Source organism: Halomonas sp. M20, from assembly GCF_020622265.1.
GTDB lineage: Bacteria > Pseudomonadota > Gammaproteobacteria > Pseudomonadales > Halomonadaceae > Modicisalibacter.
In genome coordinates, this window is the sequence record NZ_JACNMQ010000002.1 from 574,281 (window position 1) to 595,364 (window position 21,084).

The window sequence follows — 21,084 nt, forward strand, 5'->3', positions numbered from 1 at the left end:
AGACGGTATTCAGTGAGCGGTGCGAAATGCCTTCAGCGCTTGAGGATCGAGCCCAGTGACTTCGGCGGGCATGTTCAACGATTCCCGGGTTTTTCGTACCCGCAACCGCTCGGCAAGCCGCTCGCTGTCATCATCCGTGGTGCGTCCATTGAGCTCGTTCAGTTGCTCTATTCCTTGATGATAGAACGCCAGCAGATCCAGTGCGGCAGGATCATGGCGCTCAAGCCCGACCTTTCGCAGCCTCGATAGATGCGCACTCACGCGTGTTACATGACGCTTGAGCTCCCAGGCATAGCGCTGATCCTGCAACCAGGGTTTTTGACGCAGTATCGCCACCATGGCACTGGTCGCCAGCAGTCCTAGCAGCACTCCCGCTGCATTCATGGCCAGACTGGAACCAAAACGCGTCGTCAACAGCTGGGAGAACACCAGTCCAAGAACGACGAACTGAGCCGTCACGCCGATCGTCATGAAACGCGATTTACGCCGAAACTGCTCGGGATCATGATATTCGAAGCAAAAACTCATGCGCTGGCGTTATCCTTTGAATCGATACGCAGCCGCTCGGCGGCACGTAAAAGCAGATCGGCTGTGGTGTCCCACCCAAGACAAGCATCGGTGACCGAGACTCCATAGCGCAGTGCATCCGGATTGAGTGGCTGTTTGCCTTCATGTAGATGCCCTTCCAGCATTACCCCGACCAGGCTGGCATCGCCGGCCAGGCGCTGCGCCAGCACATCGAGCAACACCTCGCTCTGACGTCGATGATCTTTATGGGAATTTGCGTGACTGCAATCCACCATGATGCGAGGTACAAGACCGGCTTCCAGCATCGCACGCCGGCTGGCCCCAACACTGGCACTTTCGTAATTAGGCTGGCCATGACCACCGCGCAATACCAGATGGGTATGAGGGTTGCCCTGGGTTTCGCGCATGACCGGTCTCCCTTGAACATCCATGGCGAAATGGCACTGAGGATGTGCTGCGGCACGGATGGCGTCAATGGCCACCCCGATGCCCCCATCAGTGGCGTTCTTGAACCCTACCGCCGCTTCTAGTCCACTGGTCAGTTCGCGATGCACTTGAGACTCGGTGGTACGTGCGCCAATGGCTGCCCAGCTCAACAGATCCGTGAAATAGGGCGCCACCATGGGTTGCAAGAGCTCGGTGGCGACCGGCAACCCCAGGGCAGCGACATCGCGCATCAGACGTCGGGAGAGCTGAAGTCCATGAGCCATATCGTCGCTACCATCCAGATGCGGATCGTAGGCAAGTCCTTTCCAGCCCACCGTGGTACGCGGCTTCTCGATATAGACCCGCATGACCAGTTGCACCCGATCGGCGATATGCTCGCTCAGTTCCGCAAGCCGATGGGCATACTCCATCGCCGCCCTGGGATCATGAATCGAGCAGGGACCGACCACCACCAGCAGACGGTCGTCATGGCCATCGAGAATGCCGCGTACGGCCTGGCGTTGGGCGGTGATCCGAGCGCGCAGCTCAATATCGACCGGTAGCTCGCGGCGCAGCTCGTCAGGGGTCGGCATTATGCGTTCGTTACTCAACGCTTGATGTGATTCGATAGCGGTCTCGATACTAGGCATTTGTGCGTTCATCTTCATGTTTCTCGGCCGGCTCATTGCCAACAAAAACCCCCCGATGGGGTTGCCACCGGAGGGTTCATGCGTGCGATGGAGGCAACCCTGCTGATTCAGGATGCGCCTCTTGGTTCAAGTCATCTGACGTGGTTCATCGAGACCTGACCGCTGAGCGCATCGCGAGTAAACCAGCGCCAATAGCCTGCCCGATAACATGCACACGCACACGCCAGCAATGGCTGAACGCGAATGGCGGTGTAGCTACTGGAAACAGGCAACATGGTCAGCTCCTAAATTTTTCTTCTATCCTACACGGCTTGCCTGGGTTGGCAACCGTCATTCGAAATACTGTACCCAAACGATGGTTGCAGGCAAGGCGCTCATGCCAATCAGCACCACCAGACCAAGAAAGAGGGACAGGAAGCCGCTTTTATCCTTGAAGTTGGGATCGTACTCAGCCACGTGGGTATCTCCGTTCGTTGAATAGCATCAGGGGTGAAATATTTTAGCTCATCAATGAGGATTCGACGATTCTCGCGGCGCGTAGGAAAAGACATCCGAAAATACGCGCTCGAGCTTGAGTCCCAAGGGCTTCAAGGTATCAATGCAGGCATAGACCATCCCCGGAGAACCGGACAGATAGACATCGTATTGTGAAACATCCTGCAGATTCGCCGCCAACGCCTGATCGATACGCCCTTGGTGCCCGTATACGCGCTCTTCCTCGAAGCCTGCCTCGATAGGCGTTTCTGACACTGCGTGAAAAAAGAAGTTGGAATGGGTTTCGGCCCATTCCCGAGCCAGGCTTTCGAGATAGAAATCCCGACGCTCCCGCACCGCCCACCAGAACGATACCGGCAATGCCTGGTCTGCGACGAGAGCGGCTTCCAGCAGGGCCTTCATCTGGGCAAATCCGGTCCCGGCGGCAATCAGCAGTAGCGGGCGCGAACTGTCCGGGTCCAAGCGACATTCACCACCAGGCATTCGCACCCTCAATATTCCCGACTTTAGAATCAATTCCCGCAACCGCTGGGAATTGTCATGCTCCGGCCAGTGCTGAATGTGCAACTCGATGGCGCCATCGCCGCGATGAGCGTTGGCGATGGAAAAAGGCACCCAGATGTCACCCTCGAGATTGAGTTCCAGGTACTGTCCCGGGGCATGGGCCATCGCTTCGGCGCGGCCTTCCAGATGTACGCGAAAGACATCCGGGGTCAGGTCTTCCACCGCGCTCACGTGACAGGTCAGAGTCCTTGCCGTCATGCTGTCCTCATAAGATTATCGAAGCGATTCATTGGTTTGTTGTGTCAGGCAAGACAATGCCCAACTCTTCCCAGCGTGCATCGACGCCTTCCTTGACCGCAGCGTCCATGGTAATCGGCACACCCCACTCGCGATCGGTCTCGCCGGGCCATTTGTCGGTCGCATCCATTCCCATTTTCGATCCTAGACCGGCCACGGGGGAAGCGAAATCAAGGTAATCGATCGGCGTATTCTCGACCATCACCGTATCACGAGCCGGGTCCATGCGGGTGGTGATAGCCCAGATCACATCCTCCCAGCGCCGTGCATCCACGTCGTCGTCCAGCACGATCACGAACTTGGTGTACATGAACTGGCGCAGGAAGCTCCACACGCCCATCATCACCCGCTTGGCATGGCCAGGGTACTGTTTCTTCATGGTCACTACCGCCATGCGATAGGAGCAACCTTCCGGCGGCAGGTAGAAATCAACGATCTCGGGAAACTGCTTGCGCAGGATCGGCACGAACACTTCGTTCAATGCCAGGCCGAGAATCGCCGGCTCGTCCGGCGGACGCCCGGTATAGGTAGAATGATAGATCGGATCGCGACGATGGGTGATGCGCTCGACGGTGAATACCGGAAAGGTCTCCACTTCGTTGTAGTAGCCGGTGTGATCGCCATAAGGGCCTTCCGGTGCGGTATCGTCAGGGTAAATGAAGCCTTCCAGCACGATCTCGCTGGACGCCGGCACCTGAAGATCCGCATGCCCACACTTGACCAGCTCGGTGCGCGAGCCGCGCAGCAAGCCGGCAAATGCATACTCCGACAGTGTATCCGGCACCGGCGTGACCGCGCCGAGGATGGTCGCTGGATCGGCGCCCAGGGCTACCGCCACGGGAAAGGGCTCGCCGGGATGCGCTTCGCACCACTCCTTGAAATCCAGCGCCCCGCCGCGGTGGGAGAGCCAGCGCATGATCAGGCGATTCCGAGAAAGCTTCTGCTGACGATAGATTCCCAGATTCTGGCGCTCCTTGTGCGGCCCCTTGGTCACCACCAGGGCCCAGGTCACCAGCGGCGCTACATCACCGGGCCAACAGTGCTGAATGGGAATGCGATCGAGATCGACCTCGTCACCCTCGAGCACTACCTCCTGCACCGGAGCGCGCCTGATCGTCTTCGGCCCCATGCTCATCACCTGACGAAAGACCGGCAGCTTGTCCAGCGCATCGCGAAAGCCCTTGGGCGGCTCCGGCTCCTTGAGAAACGCCAGCAGTTCGCCCACTTCGCGCAGCGCGGCCACCGAGTCCTGGCCCATGCCCAGCGCCACTCGCTTCGGCGTGCCGAACAGATTGCCCAGCACCGGCATGTCATGGCCCTTGACGTTCTCGAACAGCAACGCCGGCCCGCCGGCGCGCAGAGTACGATCGCAGATCTCGGTGATTTCCAGGTACGGGTCGACCTCGGCGGAGACGCGCTGGAGCTCGCCGGATTTCTCCAGCGCCGCGATGAACTCACGCAGATCCTTGTATTTCATGCGATTACCATCTCCCGAACGACAGAAGGGGCAGCATAGCATGCCGCCCCTTCTTTCACTGCCTGGCTAACTGATACGATCCTGGATGGATCAGCGGCGTTTCATTGCTTCGAAAAACTCAAGATTCGTCTTGGTATCTTTCAGACGATCGATCAGGAATTCCGTGGCCGCGGTATCGTCCATCGGATGCAGCAGCTTGCGCAGGATCCACATGCGCTGCATTTCGTCTTCCGAGGCGATCAGGTCCTCGCGGCGGGTGCCGGAGCGGCGGATGTTGAGTGCCGGGTAGACGCGCTTCTCCGCCAGCTTGCGGTCAAGGTGGGCTTCCATGTTGCCGGTTCCCTTGAACTCCTCGAAGATCACTTCATCCATCTTCGAACCGGTATCGACCAGCGCGGTGGCAAGAATGGTCAGGCTGCCGCCCTCCTCGATATTACGCGCGGCACCGAAGAAACGCTTGGGCTTCTCCAGCGCGTGGGCATCGACACCACCGGTAAGCACCTTGCCGGAAGAAGGCACCACGGTGTTGTAGGCCCGGGCCAGACGCGTGATGGAGTCGAGCAGGATGACCACGTCCTTCTTGTGTTCCACCAGACGCTTGGCCTTTTCGATGACCATCTCGGCAACCTGCACGTGGCGCGCGGGAGGCTCATCGAAGGTCGAGGCAACCACCTCGCCACGCACGGTGCGGGACATCTCGGTCACTTCTTCCGGGCGCTCGTCGATGAGTAGCACGATCAGATGGCACTCGGGATTGTTGCGGGTGATCGAGGTGGCGATGTTCTGCAACATCAACGTCTTGCCCGCCTTGGGCGGTGACACGATCAAGCCCCGCTGCCCCTTACCGATGGGCGCGGTAAGGTCGATGATACGAGACGTTAGATCCTCGGTGGAGCCATTGCCGATTTCCATGAACATGCGTTCCTGAGGAAACAGCGGCGTGAGGTTCTCGAAAAGTATCTTGTGCTTGGCGTTCTCGGGCTTATCGAAGTTGATCTGATTGACCTTCAATAGCGCGAAGTAACGCTCGCCCTCCTTGGGGGGGCGAATCTTGCCAGCGATGGAATCGCCCTTGCGCAGATTGAAGCGACGTATCTGGGAGGGCGACACATAGATATCGTCGGGTCCCGCAAGATAGGAGCTATCCGAGCTACGAAGGAAGCCGAAGCCATCCTGGAGAATTTCCAGCACGCCATCGCCATAGATGTCTTCACCGCTCTTGGCATGCTTCTTCAAAATGGCAAAGATAATATCTTGCTTGCGGGAGCGGGCCAGATTATCGATACCCATCTGCTGAGTGATTTCCAGCAGTTCCGGCACGGTCTTTTGCTTGAGTTCGGTAAGATTCATCGGTTTGTTCAGAAATTGCTCTTGTCAGCGTGGCGGCGTGCGCCGGAATAGGACAGGAGGCGGTGTTATACGCCGCACAATGCGTTCAGAGCCCTGAGGGTTTTCGCTTGCCAATAGACTCACAGGATGGCGACTCCACAAGGAGTCCAAGAATGCTATCGGTATCGAGAAAGGCGCTGTTCTTGTCGCCTGATATCATTCAAGTTCGACCGATATATCGGATGCGAAGATTGAAATCAGTGGGCTACTGACGACTTGGAAATTGATCACGTTTTGCGATCGAAAAAATATTCGGAACAGGCGAATGCTTCGATGGTAGTTAAGCTCCGCGTCAAACGCAAGCCCTGTCGTCAATGTATTGAAGCAATCAAGGCCTCGAGCTGCTCTTCGCTTATGGCCCCCACCCGGGATGCTTCCAGATCGCCATCGACGAACAGTAGCAGCGTAGGCATGCCGCGCACATTGTACTTGAGTGTCGCTTCGGGGTAGCGGTCGATATCGACGAGATAGCAACGGCACTGGGGGCCCTGCCGCTCCATCACTCTATCCAGACGTGGCGTCAACGCCTGGCACGGCGCGCACCAGTCCGCCATGAACACGACGAGAGTGGCGCCTGGGAGCGTAAGCACATCCTCCAGAGCCGTCTCGGAAAGCCATTCCAGGGCATTGCTCGTCTTTTCCATACTCGGGATTGCCTTTTTTATTGCGCAGTATCATTGAACGATGCACGTGCATAATTGACAAGCTCCATGGAGCCCAGCAACCTGACACCATTATCACATAGGGACGACTCATGCGCAGGACGCCACAGGCCGACGCAGGGCAGCTACGACGTCTGGCAGCCATCGATCTAGGCTCCAATAGCTTTCATCTGTTAGTTGCAAATTATGAGAATGACCAATTGCAGGTCGTCGCCAAGCTGGGCGAGAAAGTACAACTGGCCGCCGGTATCGATGATAACGGGAACCTCAGCGAAGACGCCATGCAGCGTGCGCTTGATTGCCTGACGCGTTTCGTCACCTATATCGAAGATATTGCCTCACCCGACTTGCGTATCGTCGGCACCAATGCCCTACGTGTCGCTTACAACAGCCATGTCTTGATCGAACGTGCCGAAGCATTGCTCGGGCACGAGATTGAGATCATCGCCGGACGTGAAGAAGCCCGCTTGATCTATCTTGGTGCAGCTCATGCTCTGGCGGACGTTTACGGTAAGCGGTTGATCGTGGATATCGGAGGTGGCTCGACGGAGCTCATTATCGGGGAGCGTTTCGAACCCCTGGCTTTGGAAAGCCTGCATATGGGCTGTGTTACCTATACCCGTCGTTTTTTTGGCGAAGGGAATATCACCGAGAAACATTTTCGTCAGGCCGAGCTGGCCGCGCTGTCCGAACTAGCCAATATTCGTCGTCCCTACCTTGAGCTCGGCTGGTCCGACCCGATTGGCTCGAGCGGTACGGTCAAGGCCATCGCCTCGATTCTCAACGCCAGCGGCGATAGTCCGGAAGGGTTGATCCGTGTGGATGGACTGCGCGCCTTGCGTGACAGGGTCATCAAGCAAAAGCGGCTCGACAAGGTCGCCATGGAGGGGTTGAAGGAAGATCGCGCCAGAGTCTTTCCAGCGGGCCTGGCTATCTTGTGCGCGATCTTCGAGGCTTTCGACCTGACCTACATGCGCTACTCGGATGGCGCCTTGCGCGATGGTGTGCTTTACGACGTCGTTGGCCGCAACACTCCTGAAGACTCCCGCCTCAAGACTCTATACGGTCTACAGCGCCGTTATTCCGTCGATACGCGCCAAGCCGCCAACGTCGCAAGCAGTGCCGCAACGGCTTTCGATCAGGTACGAGAGGCGTGGCAGCTTGGAGATGTGCAACATCAATTCCTAACCTGGGGTGCCTGGCTACATGAGCTGGGGCTGGCCGTGTCCCATAGCAAGTTTCATCGCCATGGCGCCTATCTAATCGAAAACTCGGATTTGCCCGGCTTCTCGCGCCCAGAGCAGCGCGCGCTGGCTTTTCTGGCTCTTGCGCATCGGCGTAAATTCCCACACAAGGAGCTTGCGACCCAGCCTGCCTCGATTCGCTTGCGCTATGCCAGGCTGTCACGCTTGTTGCGCCTGGCGGTCATTTTCAATCACTCACGTCCAGAGCAGCCCATCCGGGACTTTACCTTGCATGTCGAAGGTGAGGCCTTGCATCTTTCATTATCCGAGGAGTTGGCGGAGCGAACGCTGCTTCTCGACGATCTCCGACAGGAAAGGCGATATCAAAAAGCCGCAGGCTTCGTGCTGGAAGTCAGTCAACTCGCCGAAGCAGTGTGATCGGTTTGCCACCAGCCCGGCGCCGTGGCAATACCCAACACCGCCACCAGCGTGCCATCGTGCCAAGCCAATAACTGCTGAGGGCGTTGCCAGGGAGGAACGGCCGCCTCTTGAAGCAGTCGCTTGACGTCTCGCCGACCCCGCCCGGTAACCGTCAACGCCTCTCCGCCCCGGCGCAAGGTCAATGTCAGCAGATCACCGAATGCCTCGTCACTGGGCCTGAGGCTCTGCTCGACGCGCCCGACCGGCGTCATCAACCCGGCACGTCCGTCCCATTCGCACTGCCAATCTATCGGCGGCTCTATGACGGGTGCTTGCAGAAAGAGTCCGCCTTGCCAGCAGCGGGCCTCAGCACCGGGCCACTCGATCTTCATTTGAGCATCCTGGCGGACATTGAGCTGGGCAAGCAGCGTCTGTAAACGCGCTAGCGGCGGCGTTGATAAACCAAGGCGTTGGCAAGCATAGCGAACCAGCAATCGTTGGCGCGGTTCGGACAGCTCGCGAAGCGGCTTGATCTGAAGACAGTGAGGCGTATCGCCTACCCCATGAAGATCCAGCGCCGCCAACTCATCGAGCAGCGAATCTGCCTCGCTGCTCAAGCGCGCACTCTGGGCCAGCAGATGGGGGGCCTTGGGCCAACGAGACACCAATACCGGCATGACCCGCCGGCGCAGGAAATTGCGATCGAAGGCGGTATCCGCGTTGGTGGGATCTTCAATCCATTCGACCTCCAGCGCCTGAGCCTGCTCTTCGAGAACACTGCGAGGGCAGTCCAGCAATGGCCTTTCTACTGTTCTGCCCTGCCACTCACGCCTTGCCGGCATGCCGGAAAGACCTCTGACGCCGCTGCCCCGCAGCGCGGCCAGCAGCAGCGTCTCGGCCTGATCGTCCGCGTGCTGGGCAAGCCACAGCGACTCACCAGCCCTCACTCGACGCGCGAAAGCCTTGTAGCGTGCTTCTCGAGCCGCCGCCTCGATCCCCTGACCGCCCTGTTCGACCTGCACCTGCTCGATGAAAAGCGGCACACCAAGACACCCACACAGCTTGCGACAATGCTGCTCGAAATCGATGGCCGCGGGCTGCAGGCCGTGATTGACATGCAGAGCGTAGATAGATCGAGGAGAACGATAGGCAGCCTGCACTGCCAGCGTCAGCAGCAGGCAGGAATCCAGCCCGCCGGACAGGGCGATCCAGACGGGTTGGTTCGAGGGTGTGTCCCCGAGGGCACCATCGATCAGGGTCTGAAGCGGCATGGCGCCTTACGCCGGCGCTCCATAACTCATGAGACGTTCGTAACGTCTTTCCAGCAACACCTCTGTCTCCATCCCCTGCAAACGCTCAAGGCTTGCCAGAAGTTTTTCCTTGATGCGATCCGCTGTGACCTGCGGGTAGCGATGCGCCCCGCCCAACGGCTCGTCGATCAATGTATCGACGAAACCCAGCTCCTTGAGGCGTTCGGCGGTGATGCCCATGGCCTGAGCCGCATCCGAGGCCTTTTCAGCGCTCTTCCACAGGATTGAGGCACAGCCTTCCGGAGAGATGACCGAGTAGGTCGAGTATTGCAGCATCTGAAGCTCATCGCAGACCCCGATGGCCAAGGCGCCACCGGAGCCCCCTTCGCCAACGACAGTGGCAACAATGGGCGTTTTCAGACGCGACATGACTGCCAGGTTATAGGCGATTGCTTCGGACTGGCCGCGCTCTTCGGCGCCGATACCGGGATAAGCCCCCGGTGTGTCGATGAAGGTCAGCACCGGCATCTTGAAGCGTTCGGCCATTTCCATCAAACGACAGGCTTTGCGGTAACCCTCCGGCCGTGGCATGCCGAAGTTGCGGCTCACCTTGTCGCGTACGGTACGACCCTTCTGATGACCGATGACCATCACCGGCTTGTCATCCAGCCGCGCGATTCCACCCACGATGGCAGCATCGTCGGCAAAATGACGATCGCCATGCAGCTCATCGAAATCGCTGAAAATAGTTTCGAGGTAATCGAGGGTATAAGGACGCTGCGGATGACGCGACAACTGGGATACTTGCCAAGGCGTCAGGTCGCGAAAAATCGACTCGGTGAGCTTCTTGCTCTTCTCTTCGAGCCGTGAAATCTCGTCACTGATATTGATCTTGCTGTCATTATCGACCAGCCGCAGTTCTTCAATCTTGGCCTGCAATTCGGCGATCGGCTGTTCGAAATCCAGATAGTTGGGATTCATGGCACATCTGCTTGTTGAAATAGGCAGCCGGCATCATTGGCTGTGAGTCATATCCCTGTAACCCCATACATCCACGCTTATGGCTAGCTGTCTATATGGTTATACACTTTTATGGCTCGCTGTAGGTGCGCATTATCGCACCTTGACTCAATGACGCAAGACAAGGGTATGCAGTAAGGCAAACGTCGATAACCCCTAATTGCTTGACTTGTAGAGCATGGACGGTGGCAGGTTGGAGCGAAGGTCTTTTGCCATGGCCGGAAAAAGCTCCATGCAGTTCCGGCATTCCCGCCATCCATGGCGGTCAGATAGCAAAAGTAGCGCCCAAGGAAGGGTTCACAGCGCCTTCGCGCAGGCCTGCCACCGATCCTGGGCAATAATCAACTACGACAAATCTACGTGACACAGAGTTCACCCTCGATATTTCAGGCGCACTCCGTCTTGCCCCTCGACTTCACGTAGCGCAATCATGAGTTCGTCCGCAGGCGATACTTTCCATTCGCTTCCCAATTCCAGCCAGCCGCTGGCCTCGGCGTTGCAATACCGAACCCGTACCGGCAAACCAGCATCGTTACGCCAAGGGTCGAGACTATCCCGCAGGCTGGAAATGAAACGACCGTTGAGGCGTCGGCCATCCACGGAGAGCTCCAGCGCTTCGCCGTAACGAGCCCGGGCATCCACCATCAAGGTAATATCCTTGCCCCGCAGGCGCAGTCCACCGGAGAAATCGTCGCTTTGCACCTCGCCTTCGACGATCAGCACCTGATCTGGCGCCAGGGAGCCCCGCACCTGGTCGAACAGCTCGCCGAACAGGGAGGCCTCGATGCGCCCGGTACGGTCATCCAGGGTAATGAAGGCCATGGTGTCGCCACGTTTTGACCTCATGGTGCGCATCGCTACCACCAGACCCGCGACGCGCTGCGGTTCCCGGGAAGGCTTGAGATCGCGGATGCGAGTCGAAACGAAGCGGGCAAGCTCCTGCTCATACTCATCGATGGGATGCCCGGTCAAATAGAGCCCCAGGGTATCTTTTTCACCCGCAAGGCGCTGCTTGTCACTCCACTCTCGGGCATTGAGATAGGCCTGATAGCCATCACCCGCCTCGGGTTCGGCAAAGGCCTCGCCGAACATGTCGATCATGCCCAGGCTCGCATTGGTCGAGCTTTGCGCAGCGGCCTTGAGTGCATCTTCCTGGGCCGCGGTCAGCACCGCCCGGGAAGGCCCCAGATTATCCAGCGCGCCGGAGCGGATCAGCGCCTCAAGGGTGCGCTTGTTCAAACGTTTGGCATCGACGCGGCGACAGAAATCGAACAGATCGGCGAACTCGCCGCCCTCGCCCCTAGCCTCGACGATGGCACCGATCGGCCCTTCGCCGACCCCACGAATCGCGCCCAACCCGTAGACCACCCGGCCTTCGGTATCCACGGTGAACTTGTAGCTACCCATGTTGACGTCCGGCGGTGTGACCGTCAGCCCCAAATTGCGGCACTCCTCGATCAACGGCACCACCTTGTCCAGGTTGTCCATTTCCGTGGACAACACGGCGGCCATGAAGGGCCCCGGGTAATGCGTCTTGAGCCAGGCGGTCTGGTAGGAAACCAGCCCATACGCCGCGGAGTGGGACTTGTTGAAGCCATATCCGGCAAACTTCTCCACCAGGTCGAAGATGTTGCCGGCAAGATTCTCCTCGATTTCGTTAGCCGCACAGCCTTCCAGGAAGCCGGCACGCTGCTTGGCCATTTCCTCGGGTTTCTTCTTGCCCATGGCCCGGCGCAGCATATCGGCTTGACCCAGGCTGTAGCCCGCCAGCACCTGGGCGATCTGCATCACCTGCTCCTGGTAGAGGATGACGCCATAGGTGGGCTCGAGCACCGGCTTTAGCCATTCGTGCTGATAATCCGGGTGCGGGTAGGAGAGTTCGGCGCGACCGTGCTTGCGGTTGATGAAGTCGTCTACCATGCCGGACTGTAGCGGTCCTGGGCGAAACAGTGCCACCAGCGCGATCATATCCTCCAAAGAGTCCGGTAGCAGGCGTTTGATCAACTCCTTCATGCCGCGGGATTCGAGCTGGAAGACCGCCGTGGTCTCGGCTTTCTTGAGCATGGTGAAGGTCGGCGCATCGTCCAGCGGGATGCTGGTAATGTCCAGCGGCCCGACACCGTCCCGAGCCCGCACCGTATCGACCATCTCCAGGGCCCAGTCGATGATGGTCAGGGTGCGCAGGCCGAGGAAGTCGAACTTGACCAGCCCCGCCTCCTCGACATCGTTCTTGTCGAACTGCACCACCAGGCCGTTGCCCTCTTCGTCGCATAAAAGCGGCGAGAAATCCGTGAGCTTGGTCGGGGCAATCACCACCCCACCCGCGTGCTTGCCGGTACCCCGGGTGACGCCTTCGAGCTTGATCGCCATGTCCCAGATTTCCTGGGCTTCCTCATCGCCGGTCAGATAATCGCGCAAGGCCTCTTCCTGCTCGTGAGCCTTGGCCAGGGTCATGCCGACCTCGAACGGGATCAACTTGGAGAGTTTGTCGCCCAACGAGTAAGGCTTGCCTTGGGCCCGGGCCACATCCCGCACGACCGCCTTGGCGGCCATGGTGCCGAAGGTGACGATCTGGGAGACCGCGTTGCGGCCATAGCGCTCGGCCACATACTCGATGACGCTGTCGCGCTTCTCCATGCAGAAGTCGACGTCGAAATCCGGCATGGAGACACGTTCCGGGTTCAGGAAGCGCTCGAACAGCAGATCATATTCCAGCGGGTCGAGATCGGTGATCTTCTGGGCATAGGCTACCAGCGAGCCGGCACCGGAGCCGCGCCCCGGCCCCACCGGCACGTCGTTGTCCTTGGCCCACTGAATGAAGTCCATGACGATCAGGAAGTAACCCGGAAAGCCCATCCCAATGATGATGTCGAGTTCGAAATCCAGGCGCTCGCGGTAGGCAGGCTCATGTTCTGTGCGATTGCGACCCGCGTAGATGGCATTGGGGCCTTCGAAGAGCTGATCGAGGCGTTCGGTCAAGCCGTCGTGGGAAATCTTGCGAAAGTATTCCTCTAGAGACATGCCCTCGGGGATGGGGAACTCCGGCAGAAATATCTCGCCCAGTCGCACATCGACGTTGCAGCGCGCCGCAATCATCACACTGTTTTCCAGCGCTTCGGGAATATCGGCGAACAGCTCCGCCATCTCCGTCGGGCTCTTTAGGTATTGCTCCTCGCTGTAACGCTTCTCCCGACGCCGATCATCCAGGGCCTTGCCTTCGCCGATGGCGACTCGTGTTTCGTGGGCCCAATAATCTTCTCGAGAGATAAACCGCACATCGTTGGTGGCTACCACCGGCGTACCGGTGCGAGCCGCCAGAGCCACCGACGAGTGTACGCATTCTTCGTCATACTGGCGTCCGGTGCGCTGCAGTTCCAGATAGAAACGCTTCGGGAAATACGCTTGCCATTCATTGAGTAGCGTTCCGGCATCATCCTCGTGGCCGGCTAACAGAAAACGCCCGACCTCCCCTTCCCGGGCACCGGAAAGCGCAATCAGTCCCGCGCTTTGTTCGAACACCCAGGCCTTCTTCAAGACAGCCAGGCCCTGGCGCTGGCCTTCCATCCAGCCTCGGGAAATCAGCTCAGTGAGATTGCGATACCCTTCGTCATCCATCGCCAGCAGGGTTAGCCGGTAAGGATGGTCCGCGTCGTGAGCGTTCTCGAGCCACAGATCAGCGCCGATGATCGGCTTGAGCCCCGCGCCTTGGGCCGCCTTGTAGACCTTGACCAAGCCGAACAGGTTGGCTTCGTCGGTGACGGTGACCGCGGGCATACCGGTTTCGGCGGTCGCCTTGACTAGGGGTTTCAGGCGCACCAAGCCATCGACGAGAGAGTACTCGCTGTGCACGCGTAGATGGACGAAGGGGGTAGTCATAAATCGGACTCGTTGCAAAGCATGAAATCGATGCGGTTTATCGTTACGTCTAAAGAGTACCGAGCAGCCTTCTTACCGGCGCAAAGGAACGGCGATGCTCCGGCAGAGGCCCAAGTCGGGACAGGGCCGCCAGGTGTTCGGAGGTCGGATAGCCCTTGTGGCGTGCAAAACCATAATCAGGAAAGTGCTCATGGAGTGCCACCATCTGCGCATCCCGGGCCACCTTGGCCAGAATCGATGCGGCGCCGATCGCCGGATGCCGGGCATCGCCCTTGATCACCGCCTGCCCCGGAACATGATGCCCGGGCAGACGATTGCCGTCCACCAGCAGGTACTCGGCAGAAACCTTCAAACCGTCGATGGCTCGGCGCATGGCCAGATGCGTCGCGTGGTAGATGTTGAGTTCATCGATTTCTGAGGGGGATGCCTCCGCCACCGCAAAGGCCAGCGCCTGATGGCGAATTTCAATGTCTAGGGCCAAACGGCGTTTTTCGGTGAGCGCCTTGGAGTCGCCGAGCCCGGCGATGGGTCGCTGTGGATCGAGGATCACCGCTGCGGCGACGACCGCGCCGACCAAGGGGCCACGACCGACCTCATCGACACCGGCCAGACGTTCGCCTGTATAGTCGACGATCAGGGGAGGAAAGGCCTTGGCACCGCTACGCTTCTGCTTGGCCGATGTCTTCGTGGCCGTTTGATTCGTCTCGCTTGTCATGCGTCGTTCTCTAGCGTCTGGGGCAACACTTGCACAGGAAGGGCTCGCCTATCGGCCACCGCAATCACCGCCTCCGCGGCGCGCTGGCTGGCACCCCGCTGCAGGGAAGCATGCATCGTCGCGAAGCGTCTCTCCAGTGCCTGACGGCCCTCGTCGTCCTCGAACCATACGGCCAGGTGAGCGGCGATGGCTTCTGGAGTCGCTGCCTGCTGAATCAACTCCGGCACCAGGGTTTCCCGGGCGATCAGGTTGGGCAGCGAGATCCACTCGGTCTTGACCAGATATTGCGCCAGCCAGTGAGTCGTTGGCGCCATCTTGTAGGCTACCACCATGGACCGATGACACAGCATCGCCTCCAGGGCCGCCGTGCCGGAGGCGAGCAGTACGGCGTCGCTTGCGATCATGGATTCGCGGGATTGGCCATCCAATAAAAGTGTGCGATGACGCAACTGCGGATAGTCCATCAGCAGCATTTCCAGCTCCTCGCGTCGCTTAGCGGAAGCGGCGGGAATCACCAGCTGCAGCTCTTCGATACGCTCGCACAGACGTTCGGCGGCCTCGAGAAAGGTCGCGCCAAGAAATCGGATCTCGTTGGCTCGGGAGCCGGGAAGGATGGCCAGCAGGGGTGCCTCCAGGCTCAACCCCAGTGCACTGCGTGTCGCCTCACGCTCGTTGACCAATGGCATGTCATCCGCCAAGGGATGCCCAACAAAGGCGACCGGTACCTGATGACGTTCGTAGAACGCCGCTTCAAAGGGCAGGAAGGTCAGGATGGCATCCACCGACCGGGCGATCTTCTTGACTCGTCCTTGGCGCCAGGCCCACACCGAGGGGCTGACGTAATGGGCTGTGGGAATGCCTGCTTCACGCAGCTGGTGCTCGAGCCCCAGGTTGAAATCCGGCGCATCGATGCCGACCATCACTTCCGGTTGCCAGGCCTGAGCGTCGCGCTTGAGATGACGCCGGACCTTGATGAGTTCAGGTAGATGTTTGAGCACCTCGACCAGCCCCATCACCGACAGGGTTTCCAGCGGATAAAGACTCTCGAGGCCCTCGGCGATCATGCGCGGGCCGCCAATACCGCGGAACTCGATGTTATCCTGCTGAGCTTTCAGAGCTCGCATCAAGCCGGCGCCGAGAATATCACCGGACAGCTCGCCGGCTACCAGATAGACACGCATCCTTAACGCGTGATTCCCCGCGAGGACGCTTTCAATGACGCCATGAAGATATCAACCTCCGTGGGCCTATTCTCCTTCGCATCGAGTTGATCGAGCGCCTGCTCTAGGGTCAGTCCTTGACGATAGACGATCCGATAGGCATCGGTCAGTGCGTGCAATGCCTCCCGGGAAAACCCGCGGCGTTTCAGTCCCACCAGGTTCAGACCATGGGCCTGAGCCGGATGGCCGTTGACCATCAGGTAGGCAGGCACGTCCTTGGTGACGATGGAGCCACCGCCACACATGGCATGCTCCCCCACGTAACAGAACTGATGCACTGCGACCAACCCGCCCAGGATGACGAAGTTGCCGATCTTGACATGGCCGCCGAGGGTAACCTGATTGGCGAGGATGCAATCATCGCCGATCACACAATCGTGCCCGACATGGGTGTAGGCCATGAACAGATTGCGACTGCCGATGGTGGTCACACCGCGATCCTGAACGGTGCCGCGATGCAGGGTTGCCCCCTCGCGAACGACATTGTCGTCACCCATCTCCAGACGCGTCGGCTCGCCGGCGTACTTCTTGTCCTGACAATCTTCACCCACCGATGCAAATTGAAAGATGCGTGTGCGCCGTCCCAACCGAGTCGGTCCCTTGATCACGACATGGGGTCCGATTCGGCTTCCGGCTCCGATCTCTACATCCGGGCCAATGACGGTGAACGGCCCCACTTCGACGTCGTCCGCTAGACGTGCACCAGGGTCGACGATGGCGCTGGGATGAATCAAGCGACCTTCCTCTCGGCACAGATGATGTCTGCCTCGCAGGCCAGTTCGCCATCGACGGTGGCACGACAGGCAAACTTCCAGATACCCCGTTTGCCACGAATCACCCGCGCCTCTAGACGCAACTGATCGCCGGGCATGACTGGGCGCTTGAACCGCGCATTGTCACTACCTACCAGATAATAGACATAGCCATCCGCAGGCAGCTTGTTGACCGTCTTGAAGCCGAGAATACCGCAAGCCTGGGCCATCGCTTCGATGATCAACACGCCGGGCATGATCGGATGATGCGGAAAATGACCATTGAAGAACGGCTCATTGATACTGACATTCTTGTAGGCGACGATTATTTCGCCCACTCCCAACTCTACGACCCGGTCCACCAGCAAAAACGGATAGCGGTGGGGCAAGTATTCTCGGATCTCGTTGATGTCCATTACCATCGATGCAACCTCTAAAAGTGCGTAATGCCTACTCATGACGGGCAGGCATCGTTTGGCGATCCAGGAACTGCCTTGCTTGGCGGTGGATTATAGCGGCATTTATGATATCAAGCAGCCGATTACTCGCTCCGCCCTTGACGCTCGAGCCTTGTTACCCGCCTGGCAATTTCGTCGAGTTGCTTAAAGCGCACAGCGTTCTTGCGCCACAAGCCATTGCTCATGGCGCCCGTCCCGGAGGAGTAGACGCCTGGCTCGGTAATGGAGTTGGTCACCAGACTCATACCGGTGATCTGTACACCATCGCACAGCGTGATATGCCCGGAAAGCCCTACGCCGCCACCGAGCATACAATGGCGCCCTACCCTGGTCGAACCTGCAATTCCTACGCAACCCGCCAGGGCACTGTGGTCACCGACATGCACGTTGTGAGCAATCTGTACCTGGCTGTCGATCTTGACGCCGTTACCGATACGAGTGTCGTCCAGCGCACCGCGATCGATACTCGAACAGCTCCCCACCTCGACGTCATCCCCCAGCACGACACCCCCAAGCTGGGCAATCTTGTGCCAGCGACCGCCATCATGAGCAAAACCGAAGCCATCGCCACCGATGACGCACCCGCTGTGCAGGATCGCCCGTTTTCCGATGACGACGCCATGACTGACCGTCACGTTGGCATGTAGTCGTGAACCGGCGCCAATGCTGGATTGCTGACCGACGACACTGCCGGCGCCAACAATCACATCGTCATTCAATATGGCGCCTGCCTCTATCACCGCATGGGGCCCGACTTCGACATCACGTCCAACGGCCACATCCTCGGCGACAAACGCCGTGGCATGAATGCCAGAGGAGGCCTGCATCGTCAAGGGATCGAAGAGCCGCGAGAGCTCGGCATAGGCAAGATAGGGATTATCGAGTTCCAGGCGTGCTGTCTTGGCAGGACAGTCGGCGGCATGAGCCGGATGCAGCAGAACAGCTGCTGCGTTGGTATTCGCGAGATACTTGAGATACGCCTTGTTGGCCAGAAAGCTGATGTCGGAAGAGCCCGCATCGCTTAGGGTGGCGAGACCACCAATGCAGCGCTTGCCATCGCCGACAAGGGTCGCTCCGAGACGCTCGGCCAGATCAGCCAATGAAAGTGAAAGGCCGTTGGTTTTATTCATGGTTGCATGCCAGTCCTGCGACACCCGTTGTCAGTGGGCAATTTGTTCCTGGTAGATTCGCCGGCACAAGGCAGGGTCATCGTTTGCTTAAAGCGAGAACGAGGATACGCTTTCATGATGTATCGCCGTTCTCGACGTGGCTATCCTTTACCTTCGTCGATCCCGTGCCAAGCCTAGAACGTCTGGCCGAGAGAGAACTGGAAGGTTTGGGTATCGTCCCCGCTTTCATCATTTAGCGGCTGGGCTATGCTGAAGGTAAGCGGCCCTACCGGCGTCAACCAGTTCAGCCCCAGCCCTACGCTGTAGCGCAGGTCGCCAATATCCACCCCGCTTTCACAATTTGATGTAACGCCATCGGGTACGGCATAGCAATCGGTCAGGAAGGTATTACCCGCATCAAAGAATACGCTGGTTTGCAATGAACGGCGATCCTCCACCCAAGGGAAGGGGTAAATCAGATCGACCGTGCCTTCGATAAGCACGTTGCCGCCGAGGGTGTCGTCGTCACCAAAATTGCTGGCAGTGGTCTTGGGACCCAGCGTATTGGCCGTGAAGCCTCGAACCGACCCCAGGCCACCGGAATAGAAATTCTCGTAGAACGGGTAAGGGTCGTTGCCGATACTGTCGGCATAGCCCAGTTCGGTACCGAATTTGAGTGACCAGTCGGAATTCAGTTCGAACAGCTTCTGACCGCGATAGCGCATCTTGTAGTACTCGGCATCGGAGCCGGGCACGGCGGTTTCCAGAGACACCCGCTGATAGCTGCCTGCGGTCGGCATGATGCCACGATTGAGCTTGTTGCGGGTCCAGCTGGCGGTGAGCTTGTAGCTTGTAGCATCCGCGCCCTGAGCATCGGTGTACTGGACGATTTCTGCCGGCGTGTCTCGATAGGTCTCGATGGAAAGATCCTCGAGCCCGACACCGAAATTGAGTCGACTGAATTCATTGACCGGATAGCCGAAGTCGATGCTGCCACCATAGGAGTCGGTGGAGTAGGTCGAGATGTCGGAGTCCTCGTAATCGGTCTCGCGATAGAACAGGTTGTACCCTCGCGAGACCCCGTCCAGCGTCCAGTAAGGATCGGTGAAACCGAAATTCACGCTGGTGAAGGTGTCACTCTTCTGAGCCCCTACATTGACTCGGTTACCGGTGCCGAGGAAGTTCTTCTGGGCCAGAGAAGCCCCGTAGATGACCCCGGCACTTTGGGAATAACCGACACTTGCCGATATCGATCCCGAGGGCTGCTCCTCGACATTATAGGTGACATCAACCTGATCCGACTCGCCGGCCACCGGCCGTGTTTCCACATCGACCTGACGGAAGAAGCCGAGGCGTTCCAGTCGCTGCTTGGACTGACTGATGCGATCCGTGGAGGCCGGTGCGCCTTCCATCTGCGTCATCTCGCGGCGCAACACCTCATCCTGGGTCGTGGTATTGCCTTCGAAATTGATACGCCGCACATAGGCACGCCGACCGGGTTCCACCAGGAAGGTCACATCGACGGTATCACCGCTCTCTGCCACCTCCGGAATACCTTCGACATTGGCAAAGGCATAGCCTTCGGCGCCCAGTTTCTGCCGCAGCGCCTCGGCGGAGGCAGTCAGCGCACTGCGGGAGTAGATCTCACCACTCGAGGTAGTGACCAGTGAGCGCGCTTTCTGCTCGGATAGCGTCAAGTCGCCAGCAAAGTCGATATCGCCGATACGATAGCGCTGCTCTTCATCCACGTTCACAGTCACGAAGATTTTTGAATTATCGGGACTGATCGCCACCTGGGTCGAGGTAATGGCGAAATTGACGAAACCGCGATCAAGATAGTAAGAGCGTAGGGTTTCCAAGTCGCCGGAGAGTTTTTCCCGGGAGTATTCATCATCGGAGAACCAGCCGAAGAACCAGCCCGGGCTGTCCTCTAGCTCGATCAAATCCCGTAATGTCTCATCGGAAAACGCCTGGTTACCAACGATATTGATCTGACGAATCTTGGCGACAGCACCTTCATCGACCTCGATATTGACCTGAACCCGATTGCGATCGACGGGCTCGATGGAGGTGTCGATGCTGGCGCTGTAACGCCCCTGGGAGTGGTAGAGTTGCTCAAGCTGGCGCTGTACCTCATCCAGAGATGCGCGCTGCAACACCTGACCTTCCGCCAGCCCTGCCTCTGCCATGCCCTTGCGCAGATCCTCGTCGGCAACCTGGGAGTTTCCGTCGATCTCGATGCGGGAAATGGACGGGCGCTCTTCTACCTGGATGATCAGCACGTCGCCATCGCGTGCCAGTTGTACATCGTCGAATAGTCCGGTGGCGAATAGCTCCTTGGCGGCCGCCGCCAGTTCCCGCTCGTCTACGCGTTCGTTGGCGCTCACGGGGAAGGCATTGAATACCGATGCCGCCGAAACCCGTTGAAGTCCCTCGACACGAATGTCGGAGACGGTGAACTCATCTGCCAAGGCCGTTTGGGTGCTTAATGTCAGTGCTATCGCCAATCCGATGGTCTTAAATTTCATGCAATCGCTTCGCTCGAGTTGTTCCGCCGGCTCGCTGAACAGGCACCTTATACATTTCCCGGGGTAACTGACAAGCGTCGTCATACTGCTCGTCAGGAGATTGCCACGGCACGAGGGGCGCCAA

The 21,084-nt window shown here is 58.7% G+C and carries 17 protein-coding genes; 1 reads left to right on the forward strand and 16 read right to left on the reverse strand.

The window, feature by feature from the left end; all coding sequences use genetic code 11:
* Positions 1-9 precede the first annotated feature (9 nt).
* From H7850_RS08255 to H7850_RS08280, 7 genes are all read right to left on the reverse strand, one after another.
* Complete coding sequence (locus H7850_RS08255; RefSeq protein ID WP_227369042.1) at positions 10-528, reverse strand: DUF3087 family protein; 519 nt, start codon at positions 526-528, stop codon at positions 10-12.
* On the reverse strand, positions 525-1,616 hold the full coding sequence (locus H7850_RS08260) for a 3-deoxy-7-phosphoheptulonate synthase (RefSeq protein WP_413614147.1): 1,092 nt from the start codon (positions 1,614-1,616) through the stop codon (positions 525-527). The genes H7850_RS08255 and H7850_RS08260 overlap by 4 nt, the downstream gene beginning before the upstream one ends.
* A 318-nt stretch (positions 1,617-1,934) precedes the next feature.
* Entirely contained in the window at positions 1,935-2,060 is a 126-nt protein-coding gene (locus tag H7850_RS18105; protein WP_319799273.1) for a hypothetical protein, read from the reverse strand.
* Between the two features lie 51 nt (positions 2,061-2,111).
* A complete protein-coding gene (locus H7850_RS08265; protein ID WP_227369043.1) occupies positions 2,112-2,861 on the reverse strand; it encodes an NAD(P)H-flavin reductase in 750 nt (249 codons plus the stop codon).
* A gap of 28 nt (positions 2,862-2,889) precedes the next feature.
* Positions 2,890-4,377, reverse strand: coding sequence for a 4-hydroxy-3-polyprenylbenzoate decarboxylase (ubiD, locus tag H7850_RS08270; RefSeq protein ID WP_227369044.1), 1,488 nt, complete (start codon positions 4,375-4,377; stop codon positions 2,890-2,892).
* A 90-nt stretch (positions 4,378-4,467) separates the two neighbouring features.
* On the reverse strand, positions 4,468-5,727 hold the full coding sequence (gene rho / locus H7850_RS08275; protein ID WP_227369045.1) for a transcription termination factor Rho: 1,260 nt from the start codon (positions 5,725-5,727) through the stop codon (positions 4,468-4,470).
* Positions 5,728-6,077: 350 nt separating this feature from the next.
* Entirely contained in the window at positions 6,078-6,410 is a 333-nt protein-coding gene (locus H7850_RS08280) for a thioredoxin family protein (protein ID WP_227369046.1), read from the reverse strand.
* A gap of 110 nt (positions 6,411-6,520) precedes the next feature.
* On the opposite strand from H7850_RS08280, the gene H7850_RS08285 reads away from it, so the two are divergent.
* The gene (locus H7850_RS08285; RefSeq protein WP_227369047.1) at positions 6,521-8,050 is read left to right on the forward strand and encodes a Ppx/GppA phosphatase family protein; all 1,530 of its coding nucleotides are present in this window, start codon (positions 6,521-6,523) and stop codon (positions 8,048-8,050) included.
* Here the strand turns inward: H7850_RS08285 and tilS are convergent.
* The 9 genes from tilS to bamA form a co-directional block, all read right to left on the reverse strand.
* On the reverse strand, positions 8,029-9,303 hold the full coding sequence (gene tilS, locus H7850_RS08290) for a tRNA lysidine(34) synthetase TilS (RefSeq protein ID WP_227369048.1): 1,275 nt from the start codon (positions 9,301-9,303) through the stop codon (positions 8,029-8,031). The two genes, H7850_RS08285 and tilS, sit on opposite strands and share 22 nt — an antisense overlap.
* A 6-nt stretch (positions 9,304-9,309) precedes the next feature.
* Entirely contained in the window at positions 9,310-10,263 is a 954-nt protein-coding gene (gene accA, locus H7850_RS08295) for an acetyl-CoA carboxylase carboxyl transferase subunit alpha (RefSeq protein ID WP_227369049.1), read from the reverse strand.
* A 411-nt stretch (positions 10,264-10,674) separates the two neighbouring features.
* Positions 10,675-14,178 (reverse strand): DNA polymerase III subunit alpha, encoded by a 3,504-nt coding sequence (dnaE, locus tag H7850_RS08300; RefSeq protein ID WP_227369050.1) that lies wholly within the window; start codon positions 14,176-14,178, stop codon positions 10,675-10,677.
* A 49-nt stretch (positions 14,179-14,227) separates the two neighbouring features.
* Complete coding sequence (gene rnhB, locus H7850_RS08305) at positions 14,228-14,893, reverse strand: ribonuclease HII (protein ID WP_227369051.1); 666 nt, start codon at positions 14,891-14,893, stop codon at positions 14,228-14,230.
* The gene (gene lpxB / locus H7850_RS08310) at positions 14,890-16,074 is read right to left on the reverse strand and encodes a lipid-A-disaccharide synthase (RefSeq protein WP_227369052.1); all 1,185 of its coding nucleotides are present in this window, start codon (positions 16,072-16,074) and stop codon (positions 14,890-14,892) included. The genes rnhB and lpxB overlap by 4 nt, the downstream gene beginning before the upstream one ends.
* 2 nt (positions 16,075-16,076) lie before the next feature.
* Entirely contained in the window at positions 16,077-16,847 is a 771-nt protein-coding gene (lpxA, locus tag H7850_RS08315; RefSeq protein WP_227369053.1) for an acyl-ACP--UDP-N-acetylglucosamine O-acyltransferase, read from the reverse strand.
* Positions 16,844-17,287, reverse strand: coding sequence for a 3-hydroxyacyl-ACP dehydratase FabZ (gene fabZ, locus H7850_RS08320; RefSeq protein WP_227369177.1), 444 nt, complete (start codon positions 17,285-17,287; stop codon positions 16,844-16,846). The genes lpxA and fabZ overlap by 4 nt, the downstream gene beginning before the upstream one ends.
* Before the next feature lie 119 nt (positions 17,288-17,406).
* The gene (gene lpxD, locus H7850_RS08325; protein ID WP_227369054.1) at positions 17,407-18,453 is read right to left on the reverse strand and encodes a UDP-3-O-(3-hydroxymyristoyl)glucosamine N-acyltransferase; all 1,047 of its coding nucleotides are present in this window, start codon (positions 18,451-18,453) and stop codon (positions 17,407-17,409) included.
* A 173-nt stretch (positions 18,454-18,626) separates the two neighbouring features.
* Entirely contained in the window at positions 18,627-20,960 is a 2,334-nt protein-coding gene (gene bamA / locus H7850_RS08330; protein ID WP_227369055.1) for an outer membrane protein assembly factor BamA, read from the reverse strand.
* Positions 20,961-21,084: the final 124 nt, after the last annotated feature.